Below are 20,505 nucleotides of genomic sequence, written 5' to 3'. Positions count from 1 at the left end.
CAGCTTATCCCCAAATATCAGCCCCAGGGGCCGCGTGGCTCCATCGGTGTCGGCGGCACGCCGGTGGTCGAGGCGGTAAAGCCGACGGCCGGACGGGGCTGTGTCAGATCGGGCGTTTGCGACCGGGGCTGCATCCCCATCCTGGCGCCCAGCTCCATCAGCGCCCGCACGCGGTTGCCGGTCGCCGGATGGGTCGAGAACAGATTGTCCGCGCCGCGCCCCGCCAGCGGATTGATGATGAACAGCTGACCCGAGGCGGGATTGCGTTCGGCCGTGGGATTGTGGATCCGCTTGGCGTAGGCCTCGATCTTCTGCAGGGCGCTGGCTAGGGCTTGGGGGTCGCCGGCGATCTCGGCGCCGACCCGATCGGCCTCGTATTCGCGGCCCCGGCTGATCGCCATCTGCACCAGGCCGGCCGCCATCGGCGCCAGCAGCATCAGGGCCAGGGTTCCGATGATCCCGCCCGGACGCTCACGATCATTGCCGCCGAAGAACAGGGCGAAGTTGGCCAGGGCGGCGATGGCGCCGGCGATGGTCGCCGTCACCGTCATGATCAGGGTGTCGCGGTTCTTCACATGGGCCAGTTCGTGCGCCATCACGCCGCGCACCTCCTCGCGGGTCAGCATGTCCAACAGGCCGGTCGTGGCGCAGACGGCGGCGTTCCGGGGGTTGCGGCCGGTGGCGAAGGCGTTGGGCTGATCGCTGGGGATGATGGCGACCTGGGGCTGGGGCAGGCCGGCGTCCTGAGCCATCTGGCGCACGTCGGCGACATAGTTCCTGACCACGGCGTTGGGATGCTGTTCGTCGACCGGTTGGGCCCGGTACATCTTCAGCACGATCTTGTCGGCGTTCCAGTAGCTGAACAGATTCATCCCGCCCGCGAACAGCAGGGCGATCGCCATGCCGGTCGCGCCGCCGATCAGATAACCCAGGCCCATGAACAGGGCGGTCATCGCAGCGAGGAGGATGAAAGTCTTCAGATGGTTCATCGCGATTCCATGCCCGATCCGGCCGCTGCGTCTGGCGTCACGGGTTCGATCGTCTATTTGAGGAAAGGCGCACCAAGCCTCAAGGGAGCCGCCCTGTGACCGAACATCCCACCCCCGCGCCGGACGGCGACGATCAGACGGCGCCGACAGGTCCCGTCTTCAACGCCGACGTGCCCCACGCCACGCCCGAACGCCCGTTGAGCCAGGCCGCCCGCCGCGCGCTTCAGGAGGCGGCGGATCGCCGCGCGCTGCAAGAGAAGCAGGCGGCGGACGTCCAGGTCGATCCCGAGCATGGCGGGCCAAGGGGGCCGGAGCCGACCCGGTTCGGCGATTGGGAGAAGAAGGGCATCGCCGTGGATTTCTGACACGGCGTCGGCGCCACGCCACCCGCGCGGCGTTAACCTTCGCTTAACAAACGGGCGCCGGATTTGCCAGTGTGGGGACAACTCAGAGGAGTCTGTCCCGTGACGATACAGTCGATGATCACCGCCGCGTCGGCGGCTCTGCTGCTCTCCGCAGCGCCCGCTCTGGCCGGAGGCCCAGGCGGCCATGGCGGTTACGGCGGCGGCCATGGCGGCATGCCGGGCGGATGCGGCGGCGGATGTGGAGGCGGCGGCCACTATGGCGGCGGCAACTACAACGCCAACCACAACGTCAATGTGAACGTGAACGGCGGGGGCTCCGCCTATTCCAACGCCTACGCCAACTCCGGGGCCTACGCCGGCGCGACAGCCTATTCGGCCATCAACGCCCGGTCCTATTCCGGTTCATCCAGCTTTCAGCGCGGCTATGTCGGCGGCGGCACAACCTATGTGGGAAGCGGCGGCTATTCGGACGGCTACTACGGCGGCGGCTATGGCGGCGGCTATGTGACCTCCGCCCCGGTCCTGGTCGGTCGCCCGCCCGTCAGCGCTCCGGTCGGCTATCCGGTCTATGGGTTCGGTCGCGACTACATCGGCTGGCGTCCGTATCCGGGCCGCCCGGTCGACTGCAACTGCCGCCCGCCCGCGCGCCCGCCGGTGCGTTACGAACAACGCTATGAGCAGCGTTACGAGCAACGTTATGTCGAACAGCCGCCCGTCTATATTCAGGCGCCGCCGGTTCAGGTCGCGCCGCAGCGCATCTATGTCGCCCCGTCCCAGGTGAACATCGCCCCGGCGCAGGTCGAGATGGGTCCGCCCACCTATATCGAACAGCCGCCCATCTATGTGCAGGCGCCGCCGGTCAATATCGGGCCTCAGCGCGTGCAGGTGGCCCCGGCCCAGGTCAACATCGCCCCGGCCCAGGTCGAGGTCGGGCCGCCCGTCTATGTCGATCAGGCCCCGATCTATGCTCAGGCCGCGCCGGTCAACATCGGTCCGCAGCGGGTTCAGGTCGCCCCGGCCCAGGTCAATGTCGCGCCCGCTCAGGTGGAGGTCGGCGGTCCGGTCTATGTCGATCAGTCGCCCGTCTATGTGCAGTCGGCGCCGGTCAATGTGGCCCCGGCCCAGGTCTATGTCGCGCCGCCGGAGGTGAACACGGCTCCCCCGCCGCCCCCTCCGCCCCCGCCGTCCGGCTACTATGGCGACCTGCCGCCGCCCGAGGCGCCGGCGCCCCATGCGCCGCCGCGTCACCGCTATGCCCAGGAGCCCGGCGAGCGGGGTTGATCGCCCAAAGACGCTGAAGCGTAACCGTCGCCCCGGTCTGTCTCAGATCGGGGCGATTTCGTCGGCGATGGACCGGGCGGCCGCGCGCGGGTCGGGCGCAGCGGTGATCGGGCGGCCGATGACCAGATGGGTCGCGCCGGCCCGCAGCGCCTCGGCCGGGGTCGCCGCCCGCGCCTGATCGTCCAGCGCCGCGCCCGCAGGCCGCACGCCGGGCGTCACGATCAGGAACTCGGGTCGTCCCGCCGCGACGGCCAGGGCGCGGGCGCGCGCCGCCTCGTGCGGGCTGGAGACGACGCCGTCGATCCCCGCGTCCAGGGCCTGGCGCACGCGCAGTTCCACCAGTGCCGCCGGCGACAGGCTGTGATCGTCGGCCAAAAGATCGTCGGCCGTCAGACTGGTCAGGACCGTCACGCCCAGCACCTTCAGCGTCGATCCGTCCGCGCCGCGCCGCGCCGCCGCCATCACCTGGGGTCGGGCATGAACGGTCAGAAAATCGCAACCGGCCCCCGCCAGATTGGCCGTGGCCTTCTCCACCGTCGCGCCAATGTCGTGCAGCTTCCAGTCCAGGAAGACCTGGCGGCCTTGGGCCTTCAGGCCGCGCGCCAGGTCCATGCCGCCCGCCGCGAACAGTTGCAGCCCGATCTTGTAGAAGCCGATCGCATCGCCGATCCGCTCGACCAGGGCGGCCGCTTCGTCGGTGGTCGGAACGTCCAGTGCGCAGATGATGCGCGCGTCGGGGCCGGGCGCGGGCGCCGCAACTGGGGTCTGGGTCATCGACGGACTCGCGCTTAGCGGCTATGCCGGACGACCAAGGGGCGCGTCGGCAAGCGGCGTGGACGGTTTGAAGGCGAGGGCAGGCGATGAACGCAGTCGATTTGGGTGTCAACCTGTTCGTGACCCTGTTCGCCCTGTTGGACCCCATCGGCAATCTGCCGATCTTCGCCGCCGCCACGGCCGGCGCCACGCTGCGTCAGCGGATTTCGGTCTCGGCCCTGATCTGCGCCTTCGCCACGGTCTTTCTGGCCTTCTTCCTGTTCACCGGCCTAGGCCTTTTGCAGTTCTTCGGCATTTCCCTGGCCGCCTTCCGCATCGCCGGGGGCATTCTGCTGCTGTTCCTGGGACTGGATATGGCGCGCGGCGACTTCCTGGCTATGTTCGCCGACAAGGATGCGCTGAGCGACGCCAAGGACGTGCGCGGTTATGCGCGCCGCCGGTTCCAGCGGCTGGTCGTGCCCTTCGCCATTCCCCTGATGATCGGGCCGGGCGCCATTTCGGCCGTCATCATCCAGGCGGGAGAGGCGGCCAAACTGGGTTATGCCGGAACCATGGGGTCGCTGGTCGCCATCGCCGCCGCCTGCGCCGTGTCCTTCGTCTGTTTCGCCCTGACCGGCTCGCTCAGCCGCCTGCTGGGCGAGGTGGGCATGGCCATCGTGGTCAAGGTGCTGGGCCTGATCCTGTGCGCGCTTGCGATCCAGTTCATCCTGCTGGGCTTGGGCGAGGCCATTCCCGGCATGATCTCGGGCGCCGTGACGACGCCGTACCCGGCCACGAAATAGAGGTCAGTCCGCGTCGTCCTCGATGGCGTGGATGTCGTCGTCGGTCAGGCCCAGGTGGTGGCCGATCTCGTGAATCAGGACGTGGGCGATCAGTTCGGCGATCCCCACATTCCCCCGTTCGCACCATTCGTCCAGAATCGGACGGCGATAGAGAAAGACCCGCGACGGCTCGGCCGCCGGTCCCAGACCGTCGCGTCGGCCGATGTCCAAGCCGTGATAAAGGCCGGTCAGTTCGAAGGGATCCTCGATCTCCATGTCCGCCAGGGTGGCCTCGTCGGCGAAATCATCGATGCGAATGACCACTTCGCCCGCCGCCTGACGAAACGGCGCGGGCAGGGCGTCGAACGCCTCGCGCGCCAGTCGGGCGAAGTCATCGAGCGAGGGGGCGATGGGATCGGTCATGGGGCGCATATCGCCGCGCCGGGCCGCCTTCGCAACGGGGCGCGATGACGCGATCAAGAGACTGCCGCATTTTCGCGCAGTTGGCGTTATGGTTAAGCGAATCGCGGCGCGAACTCTCCAGGGACACGAATGGCCGAGGCCGACATCGCCTATGTCGCCACTGCAGGCGCAGCCGGACTGGCCATGGCCGTCAGCGCCTGGGCCCTGCTGATGCGCGGGCGTTTGAACGCCGCCGCCGACGATGCCGAGCGCGAACGGGTCGAGGCCCTGGCCAGCCTGGGCCGCCACGACGCCATGCTGCGCGCGTTCGACGACGTCAGCCTGGCCCTGACGCCCGACGGCCAGGCGGCCGGCGCGCCGATCGGATCGGCCGAACTGGTGGCGCGGCTGGCCGAGGACAGCGACGATGTGGGGCCCGCCGTCCTGGCCCGCCTGAGGGAAACGCACGGCGCCCTGATCGACGCCCTGGTGCAGTCGGGACAGGCGTTCGAGGGGCTGACGGCGCTGGACGCGGCGGAGCCCTGGCGGATCGAGGGACGGGTCGCGGGCGGTGCGGCCTGGCTGCGTCTGTCGCCGGCCTCGCGCTTCACCCTGACCGGAGCGGACGCGACCGAAAGCGGCCTGGCCATGCTGGGCGACGCCTCGCCCACCCCGACCTGGGTCGTGGACGGGGCGGGCAAGCTGGCCTGGGCCAACCGGGCCTGGCTGAACGCGGTCAACGCCGAGACGCTGGACGCGGCCGTCGAAGGCGGCCTGTCGTTCGATCGCGGCGCCGACGCCCTGGTCGCCGAGGCGGCGCGGCTGGGCGTGCGCCAGGAAGGCTTCCGCTGGACGACCGGCGGCGGCGCGCGGCGCGCCTGGCGCATCATCGCCGAACCGGCCGGCGGCGGCGCCGTCACCGCCTTCGCCATCGACGTCACCGAGGCGGAAGAGACCCGCGATACCCTGCGCCGCCACGTCGAAGCCCATGACGAGACGCTGAACCACCTGGCGGATGCGGTGGCCATCTTCGGTCCGCAGAAGCGGCTGGCCTTCCACAACACCGCCTTCCAGACCCTGTTCGACATCGACCCGGCGTGGCTGGACGAACGTCCGACCCACGCTGAACTGCTGGACCGCCTGCGCCAGCGCCGCAGCCTGCCCGAAGTGGTCGATTACGCGGGGTGGAAGGCGCACGAGCTGGACTTCTACGGCGCGTCCGAGGCCTCGCCCGACGACAGCTGGTCCCTGCCGGACGGGCGCACCTTGCGCGTGGTGCGCCAACCCCATCCGTTAGGCGGCATCCTGCTGATCTTCTCGGACATCACCGACGAACTGAAGCTGCGCAGCCGGTTCAACGCCCAGATCCAGGTCCAGCGCGCGACGCTGGACAAGCTGAACGACGCGGTGGCCGTGTTTGGTTCCGACGGTCGTCTGCGGCTTCACAACGAAGCGTTCGAGACGTTCTGGAGCCTGTCGGCGGACCGGATCGCGGTGCTGGCCGACTTCGACGACCTGGCCGAACTGTGCAAGGCGGTCCTGCCCGACCCGGCCTTGTGGCTGGGGCTGAAGGCGCGGGTGGCCGATCCTGATCCCGAAAGCCGGGTGGCCATTTCGGGCGAGGGGCGCACGGTCGATGGCCGCGTCGCCGCCTGGCAGACCCGACCCCTGCCGGACGGCGCGACCCTGGTCGCCTTCTCCGACGTCACAGCGCGGCGAGGACTGGAACAGGCCCTGGTCCAGCGTGAACAGGCCCTGGCCGAGAGCCAGGCCCTGAAGCGCGAGTTCGTCGGCAGCGTCTCCTATGAACTGCGCACGCCGCTGACGACCATCGTCGGCTATTCCGAACTGCTGGAGACGATGGGCGACCTGCCTGAGCGCAGCCGCCAACACGCCGGCGCCATCCGCATCGCCGCCAGTCAACTGGCCCGCTCCATCGACGACGTGCTGGACATGGCCCAGATCGACGCCGGCGAGATGGAGCTGTCGCTCGGCGATCTGCGCGTCTGCGATCTCCTGGTCGAAGCGGGAGAAAAAGTCCGCGCGCGGGTCGAAGGGCGCGGCGCGACGCTGACGGTGGTCTGTCCCGCGGACCTCAAGCCCATCCGCGCCGACGAGCACCGGATCGGCCAGGCGCTGGATCATCTGTTGGAAAACGCCGCCCGCGCCGTGTCCGACGGCGGCGCTGTGGAGCTGAAGGCCGAGACTGGCCCGTCCGAAATCCGGCTGACCGTGTCCGACACCGGACGCGGCATTCCCTATCACCTGCAGGCGCACGTCTTCGACCGCTTCGTGCGGCGCGAGCGCGGCGGGCCCGGCGTGGGCCTGGCCCTGGTCAAGGCGCTGGTCGAACTGCATGGCGGCTGGGCCGAGGTCGAGAGCGAACCGGGCAAGGGCGCGGCCTTCATCCTGCACCTGCCGCTGGGCGCCGCGACTACCGCCGCCGCGCCCGAGCTTCAGCTGGAGCTTTAGCGCCGCGCCGCCTTCGACGCGTCGCGCGCCGGGCCGAACTCGGCGCCCGCCTTCCATTCCGGCCATTGATCGCTATCGGCCAGGTCGCGCCCGACGGCGTAGATCAGAGCCACGTCGGCGGCGGCCGCATCCATCCGCCAGCTGTCGTTCCATTCGTCCGTAGGCTGATGGTAACGATTCTGGACATAGTCGCGGCTGGCGGCGCTGGCGCCGGTGAAGCCCGCCGCCGGGAACAGGGCCGGCACGCCTTTCAGCGCCAGGGGGAAGTGGTCCGAGCGATAGAAGGCCCCGGCCTGGGGCGCGGGATCGGCGATCAGGGTGCGGCCCGTCTGCGTCGCGTGGCGGGCCAGCACGTCGTCCAGCTGGTTCTTGCCCTTGCCGATCACGACCACATTGGGATCGATCTCGGTGCCCGGCAGCAGACTGTCGACATTGATGTTGGCGACGGTGGTCTCCAGCGGCCAGACCGGATTGGCGGCGTAATAGGTCGAACCCAGCAGACCCGCCTCCTCGCCCGACCAGGCGGCGAAGACGATCGAGCGTTTGGGGCGCGGTCCCGCGGCGAAGGCGTGGGCCAGTTCCAGCAGGGCGGCGACGCCGGTCGCATTGTCCACCGCCGCATTATAGATCTTGTCGCCCTGGGCGTTCGGGGCGCCGACGCCGTAACCGTCCCAGTGGGCGCCGTAAATGACGGTCTCGTTCGGGCGTTCGGCGCCGGGAATGCGCGCCAGGACGTTCTTGGTTTCAACCCGGTCGGCGATCTGGCCGAAATCGACGCTCATCGTCAGGCCGGGCAGAACGACGGGTTTGAAGTCGGCGCGGCGGGCGCTGGTTTTGAGGGCGGCGAAATCCAGTCCGGCGGCGCTGAACAGTTCCTCGGCCCTGGCGCGCTGGATCCAGCCCTGAAAGGGCACGCGTTCGGCGTCGGGATCGGCGCGCACGATGTCGAACTTGGGCGCAGAAGACGAGTTCTGCAGCGTGGACCAGCCATAGCCGGCGCCCGCCGTCTCGTGCACCACCAGGACGCCGGCCGCGCCGCGACGTCCCGCCTCCTGGAACTTGTAGGTCCAGCGGCCGTAGAAGGTCATGGCCTGACCGTCGAACCGGCCCGCGACCGGCTCGCCGTCGGCAGCCTCGAAATCGGGATCGTTGACCAGGACGACGATGATCTTGCCGCGCACGTCCACGTCCTTGAAATCGTCCCACTGACGCTCGGGCGCCGTCGCGCCATAGCCGACGAAGACCACGGGCGCGTCGGTCACGGCGATGTGGTTCACCGGGCGGTCGCTGGACACCAGGACGTCCGGTCCGCGTTGCAGGTCGATGGTGCGGCCGCCGACATGGGCGACCACCACGGCCGGTCCGTCCTGACGGGTGCGCGACAGGTGGGCGACCTGGACGAAGGCGCCGTCCGGCCCGCCACCCTGGGCGCCCGCCGCGCGGAACTGTTCGACCAGCCAGGCGACGGTCTTCTCCTCGCCGGGCGACGCAGGGGCGCGGCCTTCGAATTCGTCCGAGGCCAGCACTCGCACCGCCTGGTTCATCCGCTCGGCGTCGATCGCCGGCGCCTGCTGGGCCAGGGCGGGCGCGCAGGCCATCGTCAGGGCCAGGGCGGAGACGGCGGAGAGGGCGTGGCGCATAGGGGACTCCTGATCGAACCGGCCGACCCTGCCCGTCTCAGCCCTGGCTGTCGAGCCAGTCGATCACGCCCTGTGCCGCGATGACGCCCGAGGCGAAGCTGGCCTGAAGCAGATAGCCGCCCGTCGGCGCCTCCCAGTCCAGCATCTCTCCAGCCACGAAGACGCCCGGCCGGTCGCGCAGCATCAGCCCGGCGTCCACGCCGTCCAGCCGAATTCCGCCAGCCGAGGATATGGCCCGCTCCAGTCCCTGAACGCCGGCCAGCCTCAGGGGCAGGGCCTTGATCCGCTGGGCCAGGGCGCGAGGTTCAGCGGGCGGCGGCCCGGCTTCGTGCAGCAGGGCGACCGCCGCCGGATCCAGCCCGGCCGTCTTGCGCAGATGGTTCGACAGACTGGCCTTGCCGCGCGGTCGATCCAGCCGCGTGGTCAGGCGGTCGATGTCGAGGTCGGGCTTCAGGTCGATCCGCACCTCGGCGTGACCCGCCGTCTGAACCGCATCGCGCAGAGGCGCCGACAGGGCATAGACCGCACCGCCCTCCAGCCCATAACGGGCGATCATCGCCTCGCCACGGACAGACTGGTCGCCGTGGCTGAGGGCGATCCCCTTCAGCGGCTGGCCGGCGAACCGTTCGCGGAACAGCGGCGACCAGGCGAGGTCGAAGCCGACGTTGGCGGGTCGAAACGGCGTCGTCGGCGCATCCAGCCAAGCGGTCCAGGCGCCGTCCGATCCCAGGCGCGGCCAGCTGGCGCCGCCCAGGGCCAGAACCACGGCGTCCGGCCGTTCCAGCCGCTGGCCCTCGGGCGTGTCGAACGCCAGCGCCCCGTCTTTCCATCCGATCCAGCGAGAGCGGGTGCGGATTTGCACCCCCAGCGTCTCCAATCGTGTCAGCCAGGCCCTCAGCAAAGGCGAGGCCTTCATCGCCTTGGGGAAGACCCGCCCGCTGGATCCCACGAAGGTCGGCTGGCCCAGGCCTTCGACCCAGCGCGTCAGATCGGCCGGCGAGAAAGCCTGCACCCAGCGACTGACGGTCGGTTGGGCGTCGCCGTAACGGGTCGCGAACCGATCCAGCGGTTCGGAATGGGTCAGGTTCAGTCCGCCACGACCGGCCATCAGAAGCTTGCGGGCGACCGACGGCATCCGGTCATGCACCACGACCCGGATCCCGTCCTGGGCCAGTCGTTCGGCCGCCATCAGCCCGGCCGGACCGGCGCCGATCACATGAACCTGTCTGACGGATTTGCTCATCGCCCCGCTTTGCCCGGTCGGGTCCGCTCTGGCTATAGGCGACGGCGTCGCTATGTTCCGTACCATGAGCGTCGCCTTCACCCGAGAAGAAGATCTTGAGGCCACCGCCGCCGACCTGGCGGACCGCCCGATCTCGCCCCACCCCAATCTGGTCACGCCGCAGGGCCTGGCCATGATTGAGGCCGAGCTGGCGGCGGCTCGCGCCGCCTATACGGCGGCCCAGGTTCAGGGCTCGATCGAGAGCGACCGCACCGCCATGGCCCGCGCTACTCGCGACCTGCGCTATTGGTCCGCCCGGCGGGCCTCGGCCCAGAGGGTCGAACCCGGCGAAGACGAGGGCGCCGTGCGCTTCGGGGGCTCGGTCACGATCGAACGCGACGACGGCCGCACCCAGACCTGGCGCATCGTCGGCGAGGACGAGGCCGATCCTGCGACCGGCTCGGTCAGCCATGTCTCGCCGCTGTCGCGCGCCGTCATGGGCCGCCGCGTCGGAGATGAAGTGATGGTGGCGGGGCAGGCGGCCGAGATCACGGCCGTCGGCTAGATTTCAGGCGTCGTTGACGGCGCCTTCATCCAGCATCTCGCGCATGATCTGCACGACCGCCTTTTGCTTGCGCGCAGGAAGGCGGGGCGCAAGGCGCGCGATTTCTGCGCTGTGTTTGGTGGTGGGAAAGTCGTGGACGAAGCTCGCAGAGGCCGTCTCGGCGACACCCGGCTGAGCCCGATTGAATCCCTCGAAGAAGAAGGGGATGCCGACCTGCATGAACTCGGCCATTTCGAACAGCTTCGAGGCGGAGACGCGGTTCGTGCCCTTTTCGTATTTCTGGACCTGCTGAAAGCTGACGCCCACGGCCTTGGCCAGAGCCGTCTGGGTCATGCCCAGGTCCAACCGTTTTTCCTGAACGCGGCGGCCGACATGACGGTCGACAGGATGTATGTCCTCGTCCATTTCACGCGCCATAGTGTCTCGCCTCAGATTTCCGACTGATTCGGCCGGAACCTAGATCGTCGGATCGACGGCGCCAAGGACAGGGTGAACGCTGTTAGCAACATCAGCGCCAGCAGCCAGTCGCCGAACCGGCCATAGAGGGTGATCCTGGTCGGGCGCGGCAGGGCGGCGTCGATCACGCCCATGACTCCGGGCTCCAGCTTCTCGCCGTCAACGATCCGGCCCCAGGGATCGATCATGGCCGAAATGCCGGTCGGCGTGGCCCGCGCGATGGGCAGGCCGGTCTCTATGGCGCGATAGCTGGCCAGGTTCAGATGCTGGCGCGGGCCGGATGTGGCGCCGAACCAGGCGTCGTTGGACGCATTGACGATCCAGTCCGGACGTCCCGCCGCACCGGGCGTGAAGCCGGGATAGAGGCTTTCGTAGCAGATCAGGATCTGGGCGCGCGGCGCTCCGGGAATCGAGATCGGCTCCGGTTTCGGCCCGGCCGAAAAGTCGCTGGGCATATGCACCAGACTGCGCAGGCCGATGGAGGTCATCACCGACCCCAGCGGCAGGTATTCGCCGAACGGCACCAGACGGTGCTTGTCATAGACAGCGGCGACCCGCAGGCCCGCCCCGTCCTGATCGGCCAGGGCGAACAGGCTGTTGTAATAGCGGGCGCCGTCGGGCGCGGTCGGGTCGATCTGTCCACGGGCCAGACCGACCAGCAGGGTCTGGCCGGGCCGCACGGCGGTGGCGATGGCGCGCGCGTCTTGCGACGCGAACACGTCGTTGGCCGAGGCGGGCAGCGACCCTTCTGGCCAGACGATGACATTGGGCGCACGGCCGCCCGGTTTGGCGGTCGATTGCGCGGTCAGGCGGATATAGCGGTCGACGATGGAGCGATAGGTCTCTGGCGACCATTTCGTCTCCTGTTTCACATCGGCCTGGACCAGACGCACCACCGTGTCGGTGAACTGAAGCTCCGACTGGGCCAATCGCACCGCGCCGAAGACGCCGACAGAAATCAAGGCGAGGGCGCCCAACCCCGCTGAGATCAGGCGGTCGCGCTTCAGACCCGGCCCGACCAGCGGCGCGAAGGCCGAGATGGCGGCGACCGTAACCAGGCTCAGCCCATAGACCCCGACGACCGAGGCGAACTGGGACATGCCGCCGCCCGCCCTCCAGGTCGCGCCCGCCGGGTTCCACGGAAACCCGGTCAGCACATGGCCGCGCAGCCATTCGGCGGCGCAGAACAGGGCGGCGAACAACAGGACCCGCACCGATCCGATGGGGGCGAACCGGCGATAGAGCGCCGTCGCCGCGCCCCAGAACAGGCCCAGACCCGCAGGCAGCAAACTGGCCGCGAAGGGCGCCATCCACGCCTGTTCGGGATTGACGAAGAAGGCCTCGGCCACCCACCAGCAGCCGACGAAGAAATAGGCGAATCCGGCCAGCCAGCCCATCCAGAAGGCGCCGCGCACCGTGTCGGACCGCTCCGACAGGATCATCAGCAGCGGATAGCCCAACAGGCCGATCAACACCCCGAACGGCGGATGGGCGAAGGCTGTGCCTGCCCCCGCAACCAGGGCCAGAACAATGCGGACCAGACGCCAGATCAGGGTGCGCTTCTTGTCCGGCAAGGCGCGGATCGGCGCGGCGAAACGGTCCAGCAGGGCGTCGATCATCATGTCAGTCGGCGCTTTCGGCATCTGCGGCATAGGGGTCGGCCACGCCGATGTCGGCCAGGATTTCGCGCTCCTCGGCCTCCATCTCCTCGGCCTCGGCGTCGTCCTCGTGGTCGCGGCCCAGCAGGTGCAACACGCCGTGAACGACCAGATGGCTGAGGTGATCGGCCAGGGTCTTGTCCTGCGCTGCGGCCTCGTCGGCGCAGACGCCGTAAGCCAGGACGATGTCGCCCAGATGCGGCGCCGCACTCTCATTGGCCGGGAAGGACAGGACATTGGTCGGCCTGTCCTTGTCGCGGAAGCGGGCGTTCAGGTCGCGCACGGTCTCATTGTCCGTCAACAGAATGACGACATCGCCCGCGACCGTACCCAAAGCGGCGAGGGCCGCCCGTTCGGCCGCCGCCGCGGCGTCCGGCAGGGCGTCGGTCCAGGCCGCCGCCTCGACCTCGACTTCGATTGTGCGAGCGGTCATGCGGGGTCTTCGGTGTCCGGAGCAGGCCGTCCGCGCGCGGCGTCGGCGTCATAGGCGCGCACGATCCGCTCGACCATGGCGTGACGCACCACGTCCGAAGCCTCGAACTTCAGGATGCCGACGCCCTGAACCCCGTCCAGAATCCGCAGGGCGTGGGCCAGGCCGGAATCGCGCGGGTTCAACAGGTCGATCTGCGACGGATCGCCCGTCACCACCATCCGCGCGCCTTCGCCCAGCCGCGTCAGGACCATCTTCATCTGAAGGCGGCTGGTGTTTTGCGCCTCATCCACGATGACGAAGGCGTGGCTCAGGGTGCGGCCCCGCATGAAGGCGATGGGGGCGGCCTCGATCTCGCCCTTGTCGCGGCGCCGCTGCACGTCCTCGGCGCCCAGAATGTCGTTCAGCGCCTCCCAGATCGGCGCCAGATAGGGATCGACCTTCTCGTTCAGATCGCCGGGCAGGAAGCCCAGCTTCTCGCCCGCCTCGACCGCCGGGCGGGTGATGACCAGCCGGTCCACCTGTCCGCGCCGCAGCAGCGAGGCGCCATAGGCTGCCGCCAGAAACGTCTTGCCGGTGCCCGCAGGCCCCACGCCGAACGACAGTTCGCACCGGCCCAGCATGTCCAGATAGGCTGCCTGGGCCTTGGTCTTGGGCACGATGGCGCCGCGCTTGCCGCCGGGCAGGGACACGCCCGCCGCCGCCATGCCCGGCGTGCCCTTGCCGCCCCGCGCCTGACCCAGGGCGGCGCGCACGTCGGCCTCAGTGACCTCGGCGCCCAGGGCCGCGCGCTTGGCCAGATCCTCGATCACCCGGCGGGCGTCGGATCGGTCGCGCGTGCCGCCATTGACCGAAACCCCGCCGCCCGGCGCCTCGACCAACACCTTGAAGGCGTCCTCGATCAGGGCGACGTGGCGGCTGTTCGGCCCGATGACTGCGCGCAGCTCGGCGTCGTTCAACGGGACGAATTCGGATTCTCGCGCCACTAGGCCGCCTTTTCTTTTTGGGCCTTGCGCCCTTCGGTGATGAGACGGCCGTGCAGGCTGTTCTGCTGGCCCGATATGATCTCGACGGGAACGATCTGGCCGATCAGATGATCCGCGTCATCGACGTGAACCGACTGCAGATAGGGGGACCGACCGACGGCCTGACGACGGTGGGCATGACGCCCCGGCTTGTCGAACAGGACGTTCAGGGTCCTTCCGGCCTGCGATTCATTGAAGGCGGTCTGCTGTTCGGTCAGCAGGGCGATCAGGCGGTGCAGCCGTTCCCTGGCCACCTCCGGTTCCACCTGCTTGCCCATGCCCGCCGCCGGGGTGCCGGGACGCGGCGAATAGGCGAAGGCGAAGGCCCCCGCGTAGTTCACCCGCCGCACCAGATCCAGCGTGTCCTCGAACTCCCGGTCCGTCTCGCCGGGGAAGCCGACGATGAAGTCGCCCGCCAGCGCCATGTCGGGCCGCGCCTGACGGATGCGGTCGATCAGGTCGAAGTATTTCTGACGCCCATGCTTGCGGTTCATCAGCCGCAGGATGCGGTCCGACCCCGTCTGAACCGGCAGGTGCAGATAGGGCATCAGGGCGTCCAGATCGGCATGGGCGGCGATCAGGTCGTCGCTCATGTCATTGGGGTGGCTGGTCGTATAGCGGATGCGGTCCAGACCGGGGATTTCGGCCAGGGCATAGGCCAGTTCCGCCAGGGTCGCCTTTTTCCCATCCGCCCGTTCGCCGTCATAGGCGTTGACGTTCTGGCCCAGCAGGGTGACCTCGCGCACGCCGCGATCCGCCAGCTGGCGCGCCTCGTCCAGCACCGCCGCCATCGGCCGCGACCATTCGGCGCCGCGCGTATAGGGCACGACGCAGAAGGTGCAGAACTTGTCGCACCCCTCCTGCACGGTCAGGAAGGCGGTCGGCCCCTCGGTGAAGCGTGCGGCGGGCAGGGCGTCGAACTTGTCGTCGGGGGCGAAGTCGGCGCCGATCCGCTCGCCCCGCGCCCGCGCCGTGCGGGTCAGAAGCTCGGGCAGCTGATGATAGGCCTGAGGGCCGACGACGATATCGACCGCCGGCTGGCGTTTCATGATCTCCTCGCCCTCGGCCTGGGCGACGCAGCCGGCGACGGCGATGGTCATGTCGCCGCCCGTCTCGCGCTTGATGTCGCGCAGCTCGCGCATCTTGCCCAGTTCGGAATAGACCTTTTCCGCCGCCTTCTCGCGGATATGGCAGGTGTTCAGGATGACGAAGTCGGCCTCGGCCACATCCTGCGTCGTTGCATAGCCCAGCGGACGCAGGACATCGGCCATGCGCTCGCTGTCATAGACATTCATCTGACAGCCATAGGTCTTGATGAACAGACGCTTGGGCCGGTCCGCCGCCTTGGCTGGCTTGGAAACCAGGGTGTCGATCATGGGCGGCTTATGATCGCCCGGACAGGCGACGACAAGACAGGGGCGGTAACAGGCTCAGCCCGCATCCACATCGGCCGGAACGACCCGTGCGGCGTGGCGGGTGAAGATCAGGCCTTCACGGCTGGACGGTTCGGCGCCTTCGATCGGCACGCCGTAAAGCTCCAGCTTGTGGCCGATCAGCTGGAAGCCCAGACGTTCGGCGATCTCTGCCTTCAGGCGCTCGATCTCGGCGTCGAAGAACTCGATCACCTCCCCGGTCTTGGTGTCGATCAGGTGGTCGTGATGGTCGTCGCCCGCCTCTTCGTAGCGGCTTCGGCCGTCGCCGAAGTCGTGCTTCTCGACCACGCCCGCCTCTTCGAACAGGCGCACCGTGCGATAGACGGTGGCGATGGAGATATGCGGATCAATGGCCGAGGCGCGGCGATACAGCTCCTCGACATCGGGGTGGTCTTCGGCGTTCGACAGCACGCGGGCGATCACCCGACGCTGTTCGGTCATACGCATGCCGCGGTCGGCGCAAAGTTTTTCGATCCGGTCCATGACCCTAGGATAAGCATTCGCAACGCATCAGGGAAGCGTGACCTTGCCCCCTTTCAGCTTTCAGCCCACCGTCAGGTCCAGACCCAGCACCAGGGCGTCGGTCCGCCCGCCGGTCGGGGCCGCATAATAGGCCTTTCGCCGCCCGATCTGTGCGAAGCCCGCCCGCTGATAAAGGGCGCGGGCGGCGACATTATCCTCAGCCACTTCAAGGAACAGACGCACGGCCCCAGCCTGCGCCGCCCTGAGCGCTCCGTGTCCGACCAGCCGTCCGCCCAGACCAACGCGACGCGCCTCCGGGCGCACGGCCAGGGTCAGAATTTCCGCCTCGTCCAGCACCACGCGAATCAGGATGAAGCCGTCCGCCTCCTCGACCGCGAACACCCCGGCCTGTTGCAGCAGATCCGCGATCTCCGCCTCGTTCCAAGGCGCAGCGAAGGCTTCGGCGTGGAGGGCGGCCAGACGAGCGGTCAGACGGGCGGGCGCGGTCATGTTGCGGCGGAGGCGGCGGGCTGACGCGGCTGCCCCGGCAAACGGCTGGGCGGAGTGGCGTCGGGCGCCCGCAGATAAAGCGGTCTGGGCAGGTTGAGCGCGGGATCGGCAGTTGCCGCCAGCCGCGCCAGAGCCTCTGGCGAGGGGGCCGCACGGTCGTCGATCAGGGCGTATTTCAGATCAGGAAAGGCGTCGGTCAGAACCGGCGCCCCATTGCCGACTAAGCGTACACCGGGGCCAAGCGCGGCGGCCCGCTGTGCGGCCTCTTCCAGCGTCAGGGCTTCGTCCGGGCCGGTGGCGACGCCGTCGACAAACAGTTTAGTGTAAACCTGTCCCCGGCGCGCGTCGATCAGGGCGGCGACAGGCGATCCATCCTCGGTCAGCGAACCTGCCAGGCCGTCCAGCGCCGAAATCCCGACCACCGGCCGGTCCAGCGCGGCGCCCAGCCCCTGGGCGAAGGCTAGACCTACGCGCAGACCCGTGAACGAACCAGGGCCGACGGTGACGCCGATCCGGTCCAGCCCGTCGAAACCGCCCCCCGCCTCGGCCATTACGTCTCGCACCATGCCGCCAATCCGTTCCTGGTGACCCTTGGTCATCGGCTCGAATCGCAGGGCCAGCGCATGGTCATCCTCGAACACCGCCGCCGTGCAGGCGCCGAGCGCCGTATCGATAACCAGAAGTCTCATGGCGGCCTTTTAGGCGGCCTTGGCCAGAACCTCTACTAGCTGCGTGACAGCCTGGCGCACGGCCCGGCTTTCCATTCGCGCGAAACTCAACGCCAGCGTCCGACCTTCGGCCGTGGCGCAAACCGCGTGCACCAGGGCGACGTCCGGGTCGTGCGACGGTTCGACCCGCTGGGGAAAGAAGGCCTGAACCGGCGCGCCCAGTGCGACAGCCAATCCATGCAGGCGGGACGCCGATATGCGGTTACGGCCGCTTTCGTATTTCTGCATCTGCTGGAAGCTGACGCCCACCTGATCGCCAAGCGCCGACTGGGACAGCCCCAACGCCATGCGCCGCGCCGCGATCTGGGCCCCGACGAAGACATCGACCGGCTCGGCGGCGCGGGGAAACGGATTTCGACGACGATTGACCATAACGGATATGTTTCATGGTCCGGCGATGAAATCAACTATTTTGTTTCATTGCTGTTCGATGCGGGCCGTCACGGCCGACAGGCGATCGATGGTCTGGCGAGGCAGCACCTCCGGCTTGTCGGAAGGCGCCGCACCGCGGACGGTGACGGTCTGCGTGTCGCCGGTCTCATAGATGCGGACGCGGGTCTCGCCGCCCGCTTCGATCACGCAGCCCTGTCCCCGCCGCGGCCAGACACCGAGCGCATATTCCAGCACCACGCCCGAATCCGCCCAGGGGGACAGATCATCATTCAGGATCTGCAGGCGACGGACCTGGGCCGGGGCGCCGGCGAAGTCGCGGCCCCGGCTTTCGACGGCGGATAAGGACGAGACGGCGGTCGGCGTATCGTCGGTCGAAGGCGCGACCGCCGTCGACAGCGCCAGGGCCAGCGCCTCGGGCGTGGAGCCCAGCGCACCGGTCAGGCGGCGTTGTACGTCGGGGCGAAACAGGCCGGAGCGGCGGCCCGCTTCATACAGGCCCCATCCCTGGCTGGTCATGTTCAGCCGCGCGCCGGCCTCGGCCTGCGACAGGCCACGGTCGCGTCGCAAGGCGGCCAGCGCCTCGCCCAGGCGCAGGGTTTCGGGATCGGGAATGAAACGCGACATCGCGGGCAGGATGGCGCACCGGCTCGCCCATGGCGAGGACGAAAAGATTTCAGCCGGTTACAACGTCTGCTCGACCCGCGTCACTTCGGGCACATAATGGCGCATCATCTGCTCGACGCCGGCCTTCAGCGTGGCGGACGAGGAGGGGCAACCGGCGCAGGCGCCGCGCATCCGAAGGTTCAGCACCCCGGTCGCCTCGTCGAAGGAATCGAACAGGATATCCCCGCCGTCCTGGGCCACCGCCGGGCGGATGCGGCTGTCCAGCAGGGCCTTGATCTCGGCGACGATCTCGCTGTCGTCCTCGGCATGGTCGTCGGCGGCGCCGTCCGCGCCGCGCGTCAACGCCTGACCCGAGACGAAATGATCCATGACGACGCCCAGAATCGGCGCCTTCATCTCCGACCACTCCGGTCCCTGGGCCTGGCGCGTCACCGACACATAGTCGGCGCCGAAGAAGACGCCGTCGACGCCCTCGACCTCGAACAGGGCCTCGGCCAGAGGAGAGGCCGTCGCCTCGTCGATGGTGCGATACTCCAAGGCGGCGGCTGGCGACACGTCGCGGCCGGGCAGGAACTTCAGCACATTCGGATTGGGCGTGGGTTCGGTCTGGATGAACATGGGCGGGAGATGCGCTCGCCCCCGCCCCGTTGCAAGACCTAGCGCTTTTTCAACCCGCCCAGGATGCCGCGCATCAGTTCGCGGGTCAGGGTCGATCCGGCGGTGCGAAGGACAGATTTGGTCATGGCTTCAATCGGCGTTTCGCGAGTGGAGCGGCGCGCCGGGGTCGCCGCCGCGCGCGCGGCGCGCGCCTCGGCCTTGGCCTGAGCTTGGGTCTGAGCCTGGGCCGCCTTCTCATCGGCCCTGGCCTGAACCTCGGCGGCCTTGGCCGCCTCGGCCTGAGCCTTCGCCTGAACTGCCGCCTGATCGGCCGCGCTGTGGCGGTTGGCCAGGATTTCGGCGGCGGATTCGCGGTTCAGAACCTGATCGTAAAGACCGCGCACCGGGCTGGCGGCCATGATCGCCGCACGCTCGGCGTCGGTCGCCGGTCCCAGGCGCGAGGCGGGCGGACGGATCTTGGTGCGCGCCACGATGGTCGGGGCGCCCTTCTCGTCCAGAACCGAGACCAGGGCCTCGCCGACGCCCAGGGCCTGGATGGCCTCGGCCGTATCGAAGGCGGGATTGACGCGGAAGCTTTGCGAGGCCGCCTTCAACCCCTTTTGCTCGGACGGCGTATAGGCGCGCAGCGCGTGCTGGATGCGATTGCCCAACTGGGCCAGGACGCTGTCGGGAATGTCGGCCGGGTTCTGGGTGACGAAATAGACGCCGACCCCCTTGGAGCGGATCAGGCGCACGACCTGTTCGACCTTTTCCAGCAGGGCGCGCGGGGCGTCGTTGAACAGCAGGTGGGCCTCGTCGAAGAAGAAAACCAGGCGCGGCTTGTCCGGGTCGCCGACCTCGGGAAGCTGTTCGAACAGTTCCGACAGCAGCCACAGCAGGAAGGCCGCATACAGGCGCGGACTGTTCATCAGCCGCGTCGAGTCCAGCACATTGACCTGGCCCCGGCCGTCCAGGCCGACACGGATCATGTCCTCCAGCTTCAGGGCCGGCTCGCCGAAGAAGGCGTCGCCGCCCTGTTGCTCGACCTGCAGCAACGAACGCTGGATGGCGGCGATGGAGGCGGGGGCCACATTGCCGACCTCGCGCCCGATCCGGTCGGCGTTCTCGCCCACATAGACCAGAAGGCTGCGCAGATCGTCCAGATCCAGCAGCAGCAGGCCCTCCTTGTCCGCGACGTGGAAGACCACGGTCAGCACACCCTCCTGCACCTCGTTCAGGTTCAGCATCCGCGCCATCAGCACCGGCCCGATTTCCGAGACCGTGGTGCGGATCGGATGACCCTTCTGGCCGTACAGGTCCCAAAAGACGACGGGCGCGGCGCGCGGCGTCAGGGTCAGGCCCATTTCGGTCGCCCGCGCGACCAGCTTCTCGCTGGGCGTCCCGATCTGCGAAATGCCCGACAGGTCGCCTTTCACGTCGGCGCAGAAGACCGGCACCCCGGCGTCGGAAAAGCCCTGGGCCATGATCTGCAACGTCACCGTCTTGCCTGTGCCGGTCGCGCCCGCCACCACGCCGTGGCGGTTGGCGCGGTTGAACAGCAGGTTTTCGGGCTGGGCGGCGTCGGACTGGCCGAGGAACAGGCCGGGCAGGGCGTCGGGCATTGGGGTCTCCGATGGGGTCTCGTCGAAAGCTCTAGCGCGTTACAAACCGCGCCGGAACAGCGATTGACGTCGCCGTCGCCTGGTTCGACAACACGC

General features: G+C 68.7%; 21 protein-coding genes and 1 pseudogene. 5 read left to right on the top strand and 17 right to left on the bottom strand.

Annotated features, from left to right (window positions below; genetic code table 11):
* Positions 1–35: 35 nt before the first annotated feature.
* Positions 36–989, bottom strand: a pseudogene (gene htpX, locus P0Y50_03115) (zinc metalloprotease HtpX).
* Between the two features lie 95 nt (positions 990–1,084).
* On the opposite strand from htpX, the gene P0Y50_03110 reads away from it, so the two are divergent.
* Together P0Y50_03110 and P0Y50_03105 are read left to right on the top strand one after the other, a co-directional pair.
* Positions 1,085–1,354: a DUF1674 domain-containing protein gene (locus P0Y50_03110; GenBank protein ID WEK40612.1), complete on the top strand. Its 270-nt coding sequence runs from the start codon at positions 1,085–1,087 to the stop codon at positions 1,352–1,354.
* Positions 1,355–1,453: 99 nt separating this feature from the next.
* Entirely contained in the window at positions 1,454–2,635 is a 1,182-nt protein-coding gene (locus P0Y50_03105) for a hypothetical protein (GenBank protein WEK40611.1), read from the top strand.
* Positions 2,636–2,677: 42 nt separating this feature from the next.
* Here the strand turns inward: P0Y50_03105 and pyrF are convergent, their stop codons facing one another.
* A complete protein-coding gene (gene pyrF, locus P0Y50_03100) occupies positions 2,678–3,409 on the bottom strand; it encodes an orotidine-5'-phosphate decarboxylase (GenBank protein WEK40610.1) in 732 nt (243 codons plus the stop codon).
* A gap of 86 nt (positions 3,410–3,495) precedes the next feature.
* Between pyrF and P0Y50_03095 the strand changes: the two genes are divergently transcribed.
* Positions 3,496–4,191 carry a MarC family protein gene (locus P0Y50_03095; protein WEK40609.1) on the top strand — a complete coding sequence of 232 codons (696 nt, stop codon included), beginning with the start codon at positions 3,496–3,498 and terminating at the stop codon, positions 4,189–4,191.
* A gap of 3 nt (positions 4,192–4,194) precedes the next feature.
* Here P0Y50_03095 and P0Y50_03090 read toward each other — a convergent pair whose 3' ends face one another.
* A complete protein-coding gene (locus P0Y50_03090; GenBank protein ID WEK40608.1) occupies positions 4,195–4,602 on the bottom strand; it encodes a metallopeptidase family protein in 408 nt (135 codons plus the stop codon).
* 120 nt (positions 4,603–4,722) lie between these two features.
* Between P0Y50_03090 and P0Y50_03085 the strand changes: the two genes are divergently transcribed.
* Positions 4,723–7,044, top strand: a complete 2,322-nt coding sequence (locus P0Y50_03085; protein WEK40607.1) for an ATP-binding protein — start codon at positions 4,723–4,725, stop codon at positions 7,042–7,044.
* Here the strand turns inward: P0Y50_03085 and P0Y50_03080 are convergent.
* The gene (locus tag P0Y50_03080; protein ID WEK40606.1) at positions 7,041–8,684 is read right to left on the bottom strand and encodes a M28 family metallopeptidase; all 1,644 of its coding nucleotides are present in this window, start codon (positions 8,682–8,684) and stop codon (positions 7,041–7,043) included. The genes P0Y50_03085 and P0Y50_03080 overlap by 4 nt on opposite strands.
* Before the next feature lie 37 nt (positions 8,685–8,721).
* Positions 8,722–9,927: a TIGR03862 family flavoprotein gene (locus P0Y50_03075; GenBank protein WEK40605.1), complete on the bottom strand. Its 1,206-nt coding sequence runs from the start codon at positions 9,925–9,927 to the stop codon at positions 8,722–8,724.
* A gap of 64 nt (positions 9,928–9,991) precedes the next feature.
* Between P0Y50_03075 and greA the strand changes: the two genes are divergently transcribed.
* Entirely contained in the window at positions 9,992–10,471 is a 480-nt protein-coding gene (gene greA, locus P0Y50_03070) for a transcription elongation factor GreA (protein ID WEK40604.1), read from the top strand.
* A 3-nt stretch (positions 10,472–10,474) separates the two neighbouring features.
* On the opposite strand, the gene P0Y50_03065 is transcribed toward greA, so the two are convergent.
* Genes P0Y50_03065 through P0Y50_03010 form a run of 12 tightly spaced genes read right to left on the bottom strand, consistent with a single transcriptional unit; the run spans position 10,475 to position 20,409 of the window.
* Positions 10,475–10,876, bottom strand: coding sequence for a helix-turn-helix transcriptional regulator (locus P0Y50_03065; protein ID WEK40603.1), 402 nt, complete (start codon positions 10,874–10,876; stop codon positions 10,475–10,477).
* 23 nt (positions 10,877–10,899) lie between these two features.
* Positions 10,900–12,549 (bottom strand): apolipoprotein N-acyltransferase, encoded by a 1,650-nt coding sequence (gene lnt / locus P0Y50_03060; GenBank protein WEK40602.1) that lies wholly within the window; start codon positions 12,547–12,549, stop codon positions 10,900–10,902.
* A gap of 1 nt (position 12,550) precedes the next feature.
* Complete coding sequence (gene ybeY / locus P0Y50_03055) at positions 12,551–13,018, bottom strand: rRNA maturation RNase YbeY (protein WEK40601.1); 468 nt, start codon at positions 13,016–13,018, stop codon at positions 12,551–12,553.
* The gene (locus P0Y50_03050; GenBank protein ID WEK40600.1) at positions 13,015–14,001 is read right to left on the bottom strand and encodes a PhoH family protein; all 987 of its coding nucleotides are present in this window, start codon (positions 13,999–14,001) and stop codon (positions 13,015–13,017) included. Before P0Y50_03050 ends, ybeY begins: the two co-directional genes overlap by 4 nt.
* A complete protein-coding gene (gene miaB / locus P0Y50_03045) occupies positions 14,001–15,416 on the bottom strand; it encodes a tRNA (N6-isopentenyl adenosine(37)-C2)-methylthiotransferase MiaB (GenBank protein WEK40599.1) in 1,416 nt (471 codons plus the stop codon). Before miaB ends, P0Y50_03050 begins: the two co-directional genes overlap by 1 nt.
* A gap of 54 nt (positions 15,417–15,470) precedes the next feature.
* Entirely contained in the window at positions 15,471–15,956 is a 486-nt protein-coding gene (locus P0Y50_03040; protein ID WEK40598.1) for a Fur family transcriptional regulator, read from the bottom strand.
* A 60-nt stretch (positions 15,957–16,016) separates the two neighbouring features.
* A complete protein-coding gene (rimI, locus tag P0Y50_03035; GenBank protein ID WEK40597.1) occupies positions 16,017–16,445 on the bottom strand; it encodes a ribosomal protein S18-alanine N-acetyltransferase in 429 nt (142 codons plus the stop codon).
* On the bottom strand, positions 16,442–17,134 hold the full coding sequence (gene tsaB / locus P0Y50_03030; protein WEK40596.1) for a tRNA (adenosine(37)-N6)-threonylcarbamoyltransferase complex dimerization subunit type 1 TsaB: 693 nt from the start codon (positions 17,132–17,134) through the stop codon (positions 16,442–16,444). Before tsaB ends, rimI begins: the two co-directional genes overlap by 4 nt.
* A 9-nt stretch (positions 17,135–17,143) precedes the next feature.
* Entirely contained in the window at positions 17,144–17,545 is a 402-nt protein-coding gene (locus P0Y50_03025; GenBank protein ID WEK40595.1) for a helix-turn-helix transcriptional regulator, read from the bottom strand.
* A gap of 45 nt (positions 17,546–17,590) precedes the next feature.
* Positions 17,591–18,190, bottom strand: a complete 600-nt coding sequence (locus P0Y50_03020) for a helix-turn-helix transcriptional regulator (protein WEK40594.1) — start codon at positions 18,188–18,190, stop codon at positions 17,591–17,593.
* Between the two features lie 57 nt (positions 18,191–18,247).
* Positions 18,248–18,808 (bottom strand): NifU family protein, encoded by a 561-nt coding sequence (locus tag P0Y50_03015; protein ID WEK40593.1) that lies wholly within the window; start codon positions 18,806–18,808, stop codon positions 18,248–18,250.
* Between the two features lie 38 nt (positions 18,809–18,846).
* Entirely contained in the window at positions 18,847–20,409 is a 1,563-nt protein-coding gene (locus P0Y50_03010; protein ID WEK40592.1) for a DUF853 family protein, read from the bottom strand.
* Between the last annotated feature and the right edge of the window lie 96 nt (positions 20,410–20,505).

The organism is Candidatus Brevundimonas colombiensis (assembly GCA_029202665.1).
In the GTDB taxonomy this organism is placed as follows: Bacteria; Pseudomonadota; Alphaproteobacteria; order Caulobacterales; family Caulobacteraceae; genus Brevundimonas; species Brevundimonas colombiensis.
The sequence above is the reverse complement of the archived record's forward strand: the minus strand, read 5'-3'. Positions and strand labels throughout refer to the sequence as shown.